Origin of the sequence: Bacillus sanguinis (assembly GCF_018332475.1) — a bacterium.
Taxonomy (GTDB): Bacteria; Bacillota; Bacilli; order Bacillales; family Bacillaceae_G; genus Bacillus_A; species Bacillus_A sanguinis.
The window spans coordinates 1-7,717 of the sequence record NZ_BOQB01000100.1 but is presented as its reverse complement, the minus strand read 5'-3'; the positions used below and the strand labels follow the sequence as shown (position 1 = coordinate 7,717).

6 protein-coding genes and 1 pseudogene are annotated in these 7,717 nt (G+C 37.3%); 1 reads left to right on the top strand and 6 read right to left on the bottom strand.

The features are described from left to right. Positions 1-258: 258 nt before the first annotated feature. The 6 genes and pseudogenes from glpD to KI369_RS12650 form a co-directional block, all read right to left on the bottom strand. A complete protein-coding gene (glpD, locus tag KI369_RS12675; RefSeq protein WP_212956179.1) occupies positions 259-1,941 on the bottom strand; it encodes a glycerol-3-phosphate dehydrogenase/oxidase in 1,683 nt (560 codons plus the stop codon). Between the two features lie 133 nt (positions 1,942-2,074). Then, positions 2,075-3,565: a glycerol kinase GlpK gene (glpK, locus tag KI369_RS12670; protein ID WP_212956178.1), complete on the bottom strand. Its 1,491-nt coding sequence runs from the start codon at positions 3,563-3,565 to the stop codon at positions 2,075-2,077. A 12-nt stretch (positions 3,566-3,577) separates the two neighbouring features. Continuing rightward, positions 3,578-4,399, bottom strand: a complete 822-nt coding sequence (glpF, locus tag KI369_RS12665) for an MIP/aquaporin family protein (RefSeq protein WP_212956177.1) — start codon at positions 4,397-4,399, stop codon at positions 3,578-3,580. Between the two features lie 228 nt (positions 4,400-4,627). Then, positions 4,628-5,188 (bottom strand): glycerol uptake operon antiterminator GlpP, encoded by a 561-nt coding sequence (gene glpP, locus KI369_RS12660; RefSeq protein ID WP_029437738.1) that lies wholly within the window; start codon positions 5,186-5,188, stop codon positions 4,628-4,630. Between the two features lie 96 nt (positions 5,189-5,284). Beyond that, a complete protein-coding gene (locus KI369_RS12655; protein ID WP_212956176.1) occupies positions 5,285-5,734 on the bottom strand; it encodes a helix-turn-helix domain-containing protein in 450 nt (149 codons plus the stop codon). A gap of 262 nt (positions 5,735-5,996) precedes the next feature. Continuing rightward, positions 5,997-6,284 (bottom strand): annotated as a pseudogene (locus KI369_RS12650) (cupin domain-containing protein); the annotation flags it as partial. 614 nt (positions 6,285-6,898) lie between these two features. Here KI369_RS12650 and KI369_RS12645 point away from each other — a divergent pair. Then, the gene (locus KI369_RS12645; RefSeq protein ID WP_212956175.1) at positions 6,899-7,105 is read left to right on the top strand and encodes a hypothetical protein; all 207 of its coding nucleotides are present in this window, start codon (positions 6,899-6,901) and stop codon (positions 7,103-7,105) included. Positions 7,106-7,717 lie beyond the last annotated feature (612 nt).

The window sequence follows — 7,717 nt, the reverse complement described above, 5'->3', positions numbered from 1 at the left end:
ACAAATTGGGTGCGGTTCACTTCGTGGAAAAGGTAAGGGCGGTTCTCGGCTAAAACGTTAATGTAATTGTCTTATAACCGCACCTACTACCACCACAATAGCAAGTTAGGTTACAAAGGCAGAAGTTTCTCAGGCTTCTGTCTTCTTTATTTTATGCAAAATTCATACTATATACTCTATCATTATTGTAACACATTCTAATTATTTTTAGTCAAGAGAAAAAACACCTAAAGGGCTCTCCTTCAGGTGTTTCTCTTTTTATGCTAACGCAGCTGCTTGTTCTTGTTGATCTACAGGAATGACAGCGTCTGTTAATGCTTTTTCTAGTTCTGCTGTGTATTTCATTTGCTCTTCTTTGCTCCAGCCTAGTTTCGCAGCCATGTAGTTGATTACTGCTTCTTTCCACTCGTATACCCAGTGGATGTTGAAGAATACAGCGCCTCTACGGCGTACGAAGAAGTCAACTGGTTTCGCTGTCATTTCGTAATCCATTGCGTATACAAGTGGGATTAGAACGTCTAGCGGCATGTTGTATTCTTTCGCTTCGTCTTTATGTTTTTTCGCTAAGTCGAATAGTACGTCTACGTTAGAGCCATAGAATTTCGCGAATTCTTCTGCTTGTGCTGCTGTTAAACCGTATTTTGTACCTTCTTCTGCTTTTTTCGCAACGAATGCTGGGAATCCATGTGAACCACTTACATGTCCACCAGAGATCGGCATATGTTTCGTATCGCTCTTCGGATATGCACTATGACCTTCTTTTTGTAGTAAGTTCGTTACATAGTCTACTACCATTTCAGCCATTTTGCGGTATCCTGTTAATTTACCACCTGCGATTGTAATTAAACCAGATTCAGAAGTCCAAATTTCATCTTTACGAGAAATTTCAGATGCACTCTTACCTTCTTCGTAAATTAGCGGACGAACACCAGCCCAGCTTGATTCAACATCTTTTTCTGTAATTTTCACGCTTGGGAACATGTAGTTAATCGCATTAATGATGTATGTGCGATCTTCTGTTGTCATTTGTGGTACAGCTGCGTCTTTATCATAGAACGTATCTGTTGTACCTACGTATGTTTTTCCGCCGCGAGGAATCGCGAACACCATACGTTTATCTGGTGTATCGAAGTAAATCGCTTGGCCTAACGGGAAACGTTTTTGGTCAATTACTAAGTGAACACCTTTAGATAACTGAAGTACTTTTCCTTTTTTCGAGTTATCTTTTTCACGAAGTGTATCTACCCAAGGACCAGCTGCGTTTACAATTTTCTTACCGTACACTTCATATACTTCACCGTCTAGTAAATCGATTACACGTACACCACATACTTTTCCATCTTTATATAAGAAACCGTCTACTTTTGCGTAGTTAACAGCTTTCGCACCATGCTCAATTGCTTCCTTCATTACTTCGATTGTAAGACGCGCATCGTCTGTACGATATTCAACGTAGTAACCGCCGCCTTTTAATCCTTCTTTTTTCACAAGAGGCTCTTTATTTAATGTTTCTTCACGGTTAAACATTTTTCTGCGCTCGCTTCGTTTTACACCTGCTAAGAAGTCGTATACACGAAGACCAATTGATGTACTGAATGATCCGAACGTACCGCCTGTATGGAACGGAAGTAACATCCACTCTGGTGTTGTTACATGGGGACCGTTCTCATATACGATTGCACGCTCTTTCCCCACCTCTGCTACCATTTTCACTTCAAGTTGTTTTAAATAACGTAGACCACCGTGTACAAGCTTCGTTGAACGACTTGATGTACCTGCTGCAAAGTCCTGCATTTCAAACACAATTGTAGATAATCCGCGTGTTGCTCCATCTAATGCAATACCAGAACCAGTAATACCTCCACCAATTACGATCACATCTAACTCTTGTTTATTTACTCCGTTTAATACGTCTTTACGTTGTTTACTTGAAAATTTCATGGTAATTCCTCCCTTTGATAAAGAAAAAAGAGACCACAAACTCCGCTATAGATTTCGCCTCTATAGCGCGTTGTGGTCTCTCCAAATCTCCTACCGAATTATTAACTTGTCACCATTATAACACTGTTTATGATTATTTGAAAGCTTTTGTTGCTTCAATTGCTTTTTTCCATCCAGCATATAGCTCTTCACTTGTTTCCGCTTCCATCGTTGGTTCAAAGCGTTTGTCCATATGCCACTGCGCTTTAATTTCATCTTGGTTTTTCCAATATCCAACCGCAAGACCAGCTAAATACGCTGCCCCTAAAGCCGTTGTTTCATTGATCACCGGACGCTCTACAGGAACATCTAAAATATCACTTTGGAACTTCATTAAGAAGTTATTTTTAACAGCTCCACCATCTACGCGTAATGTTTTTAGTTCAATACCTGAATCTGCTTCCATTGCGCATAATACATCTTTCGTTTGGTAAGCTAAAGATTCTAATGTTGCACGAATGAAATGCTCTTTCGTCGTACCGCGCGTTACACCAAACATAGCGCCGCGTACTTCACTATCCCAGTACGGTGTACCTAAACCTACGAATGCTGGTACAACGTATACACCGTCAGTTGATTCAACGCGAGAAGCATATACTTCACTCTCACTTGCATCTTTAAACATGCGCATTCCGTCACGTAACCACTGAATTGCAGAACCTGCTACAAAAATACTTCCTTCTAATGCGTAGTTCACTTTACCATCTATTCCCCATGCAATTGTTGTTAATAGGCCATGCTCTGAAGCTACTGCTTTTTCACCTGTGTTCATTAACATGAAGCAACCAGTTCCGTATGTGTTCTTCGCCATACCTTCACCGAAACAAGCTTGTCCAAATAATGCTGCTTGTTGATCACCAGCAACACCTGCAATCGGTACATTTTGACCGAAGAAGTGATAGTCAATTGTTTCGCCGTAAATTTCAGATGATGGACGTACTTCTGGAAGCATGCTCTTTGGCACTGTTAACATATCTAGAAGCTCATCATCCCACTGTAAGTCGTGAATGTTAAACATTAATGTACGTGATGCATTTGAGTAATCCGTTACGTGCGCTTTACCGCCAGACAATTTCCATACAAGCCACGTATCAATTGTTCCGAATAATAGATCGCCGTTTTCTGCTTTTTCTCTTGCACCTTCAACGTTATCTAAAATCCATTTTACTTTCGTACCAGAGAAGTATGCGTCAATTAAAAGACCTGTTTTTTCGCGAACTGTTTCGCTATACCCTTTTTCTTTTAACTCATCACAAATTTCAACTGTTTGACGAGATTGCCATACGATTGCGTTGTAAATTGGTTTTCCAGTCGTTTTATCCCAAACAACCGCTGTTTCACGTTGGTTCGTAATACCGATACCAGCGATTTGTTCTGGTTTTACATCTGCTTCGCTTAAGCAAGTTGCGATAACTGCTAAAATAGATCCCCAAATTTCTTGTGCGTTATGCTCTACCCAACCTGGCTTTGGAAAATGTTGTGTAAACTCTTTTTGAGCTGAATGAACAATTTCACCTTTTTTATTGAACAGAATTGCGCGTGAGCTAGTTGTTCCTTGGTCTAAAGAAAGAATATATTTTTTCATATCGGTTTCCCCCTATGCTACTTTTCTACTATTTGTATTGCTTTCACTTTTTTTACTTGTCATATAAGAGATTGCTAGTACAATCACAGTTGCAATAATCACATAAATAAGTGCTGCATTTTGTTTTCCTTCAAATACAACTTGATGGAATAATCCTGCAAGTGATCCACCTAAAATTGGACCAACTACTGGAATCCATGCATACTTCCAGTTTGAACCGCCTTTTCCTGCAATCGGAAGGAAGAAGTGTGCGATACGCGGACCTAAATCACGAGCCGGGTTAATCGCGTATCCTGTTGTTCCACCTAATGATAAACCAATACTTACGATTAAGAAACCTACGATAAATGGATTTAAACCATCTGCAAATTTATTTGCTCCAATTGCTAATATACCAAATACTAAAACGAATGTTCCAATCATTTCACTTAAAAGGTTTGTAAATGTGTTCGGAATTGCTGGACCTGTTGCAAATACACCTAATTTTGTTCCTGGATCTTCTGTTTCTTTCCAGTGCGGTAAGTAATGTAAATATACAAGAACTGCCCCGATAATTGCCCCAATCATTTGTGCTGCGATATAACCTGGTACGTCACTCCATGGGAACGCTCCCTTAAATGCTAATCCTATCGTTAAAGCCGGATTCAAATGCGCCCCACTAATTGATCCAACTGCATACGCTGCCATAGCAACCGCTAAGCCCCAGCCCATTGTAATAACAATCCAACCAGAATCTTTCGCAAACGATTTCTTTAAACTTACACCAGCGCAAACGCCGCCACCAAGTAAGATTAACAACGCAGTCCCTATTAACTCTCCTAAAAATGCTGACATAGTATCCCTCCACAATCAATTTAAACGCTTTCAAATGTGATAGAGGTAAAATGAATGGCCATTCGTTTTTGTAAAAAGAAAAAGACCCACAGCTTTGCACGCTTCTATATAAATTTATATAGAAACAATGAAATGTGGATCTCTACTTTTCTCCGTCACGTTTATTAACTTGTCTATAATGTTAACCCCTCATGAAAGCGGTGTCAACAGAATTTTTTCACATTTTCGTCACTTTTTTTGGTAATGTTTCCATAGTTCGCGTTTTGATGTCGTAATTGCTGTCGCACCAGCATGTAACGCTTTCTCCACATCATCAACTGTACGAATAAAACCACCCGCCAAAATCGGTACACCAGTACGCTCTTTCACTTCAGCGATAATGTCCGTCATTGCTCCTGGGAGCACCTCTATATAATCTGGCTTCGTCTTTTCTAACAGATTGCAACTCTTCTCCATTGCACTAGAATCGATTAAAAAGATACGCTGAATTGCCACAACGCCCTTTTGCTTCGCCTTCATAATGACGCTCGCCTTTGTTGAAAGTAACCCGTACGGTCTAAACTCTTGGCATAAATACTCCGTCGCATGCCCATCACTCTGCAAGCCGTGAATTAAATCCACATGTAAAAACACCTTTTTACAATATTGCTTCGCAAGTGATATAACACTCTTCAATTGACCGACATGAATATCTAAAATAACGATATACTCATACGAACTATGTAATAGCTTTTCCAAATCTTTAATTTGCCTCACTGCCGGCAAAATCTTTTGTTCATGAAATTCCATTCTATATATCCCCTTCTTTATGTCGTCCTATCCTTTATAGTACACAATTTAAGTGAAAAGAACAGCTAGTGTAGGGGATTTCTTTCAAATCTTTTTTTACCTATACATATTCTTCAACTTATCAGAAGCAGTGCCACCTATAACCATTAATATGAAAGGTAAAAAACTCATTACATATGGTGCGTCCGCTAAAATTGTAATGCTCGCCCCGGCAAACTTATTTAACATCCATACAACGATTTTTGTAAGAAACAAAAATACGCCCATCATAAAGAGACTATCGAAAAACACCTTCCATTTTGGATATGCTAATTGCTTACTATCTTCGATTACTTTCTGCGTCAACTCTTCATCGCTCCTTAACAACTCATCAATCGTAATACCGAACAGATCGCTTAAATGAATAATAATTTCAATGCTCGGATAGTTCTTTCCCGTCTCCCATTTCGAAACAGACTGCCTACTTACATGAATTTTTTCAGCCAAATCATGTTGCGACCAATTTCGTTTTTCTCGTTCTTCTTTTAAACGTTCGCTAAAAATCATACTGTGTTTATCACCTCTCTACGTCTAGTATGGACAAATACATAATGAAGAGTAAAGCGAGTTGTCGTTGCGTAGGCTGTGCAACTTGTGCGTTACAGGTTGTAATTGCGCTATGTATTGTGTCAATTCCATATACTTTTCTTCTATAATAATTTCCCGAACAATAATACAAAGAACGGATACTAGTTAAGACTAGATTCAGCATAAAAAAGACGCCATCCTTTCTTATCATTCTCTAGAAAGAATGGCGTAAAGTTTCATTTTACTCATCATTTTTCGGACTGTATGAAAATCCCGGATATTTCACAACAGGCCATTTCTCCTTGCGCAGAGAATCCATTACTTGCGGCCCAACATGTATATTACTTTCCACTATTTCTTTAGGAGTCAATGCCATCCACTGATTTAACGATACCTCTTCAAAAAGATTGCTTCTGAACATCTCTAAAAACCACAATGTTTCATCTCCTATGTTTTGAATATAACACCCCTTCGCAAACGGAACATACCCGAACCCGACATCGCCAGCTCTATAATTAAATGTACGAGAATAAAAACTTCAAGTTAGGAACTACCTTCGCATCAATTACAAGCTAAACGAGCATATTCGGATTTTGAATATCCGTCATAACATTACGTGTTCTGGAATCGATCGCACCTGCCCCATCGCTATGAATTGATCGTGGTATACTTCCTCCCACTTCAGTAACATTGCATTTTTCATCGCCCCCTTTTTTATCCCATTAGTAAGAAAAAAACTCCTTCATAGTGTATAAATCAGGTTTTGGATGGTTACTGTGACTGAATACAACAAGTGTCACTCTAACAAACTACTATCACAGTTTAAAAAGAGGATGACCTGTAAAAGCTTTAAGGAAAATACAAAAATGCCCTCTGTTTTAAAAAATAAACAGAGGGCGCCTCTTCATTATATAAATCCATAAATTTGAATTATACAATAAATACAACAAAAATATATTTATTTAACAGATGCGATTGACTAAATCCGAATACTATGATACTTTTAAAAATGAATAAAGAGAATTCCCCTCGGTTTATTTTTACATATTTTTGTGATAAACTGCCGTTTTATAACGGTTTTTTAATTGTCTACAAATATACAGGGATTTCCTTTTTCATACATAAATGAAAGGAGTAATCAGAATGCAACAAATTTTGTTTAAATTAACAGGAGTAGCTTTTACTTTCACAGTTGCGATTTACATCGCTTTATGTCCTATTTTAAACCAAGGAAATCCGCTTACTATTTTAGTAATTTGGGAGCAAGCGAAATACCAGATTTTCGGTTTGGTTGTTACATTAATAATTTTATTGCTTCTCATCATTTTTCTAGATCGTACAAAAAAATAATTATACTACGTATCGATTATGTTGAGGCATAAAAGATATATGAATTTTCAAGCCTCTTTCTTTCGCCAAAAAGAAAGGGGTCTTTTTTATACTCTGTAAACATTTTTTAAAGTATCTAAATATCGATTCTAATTTTAAATAAATCTCATGTTAACTAATATTATTATTTACCCAATCATCAAAACCTGGTATGTATCCATTTTAATTTTTTCTCTAAAAAGAAATAATTCCTTTTCAGATTAATTACAAACATTGTTTATAATATCTAAATTTCACTTCTGATATTAATTAAATTTCATGTTTACTGAAAACCTCTATTGACCAATTAATAATAAACTGGTATACCTAACACTCATAATATTATCAAAAACATTGACTATAATCAATAAAAAATCTATTATTTACCCTATTTAATTTCTGTTTGAACTGAATTTAATCACCAAAACCTATTTAATTATCTCTTTAAACTGGATTTAATCATCAAAGACCTATCTAATTCCTCATCCAAACTAAATTTAATCACCAAAACCTATCTAATTCCTTATCCAAACTAAATTTAATCACCAAAACCTATCTAATTCCTTATCCAAACTAAATTTAATCACCAAAACC

Bases quoted from the DNA above. Each gene is read 5' to 3' on its own strand.
- glpD (WP_212956179.1), bottom strand. From the start codon at position 1,941: ATGAAATTTTCAAGTAAACAACGTAAAGACGTATTAAACGGAGTAAAT.
- glpK (WP_212956178.1), bottom strand. From the start codon at position 3,565: ATGAAAAAATATATTCTTTCTTTAGACCAAGGAACAACTAGCTCACGC.
- glpF (WP_212956177.1), bottom strand. From the start codon at position 4,399: ATGTCAGCATTTTTAGGAGAGTTAATAGGGACTGCGTTGTTAATCTTA.
- glpP (WP_029437738.1), bottom strand. From the start codon at position 5,188: ATGGAATTTCATGAACAAAAGATTTTGCCGGCAGTGAGGCAAATTAAA.
- KI369_RS12655 (WP_212956176.1), bottom strand. From the start codon at position 5,734: ATGATTTTTAGCGAACGTTTAAAAGAAGAACGAGAAAAACGAAATTGG.
- KI369_RS12645 (WP_212956175.1), top strand. From the start codon at position 6,899: ATGCAACAAATTTTGTTTAAATTAACAGGAGTAGCTTTTACTTTCACA.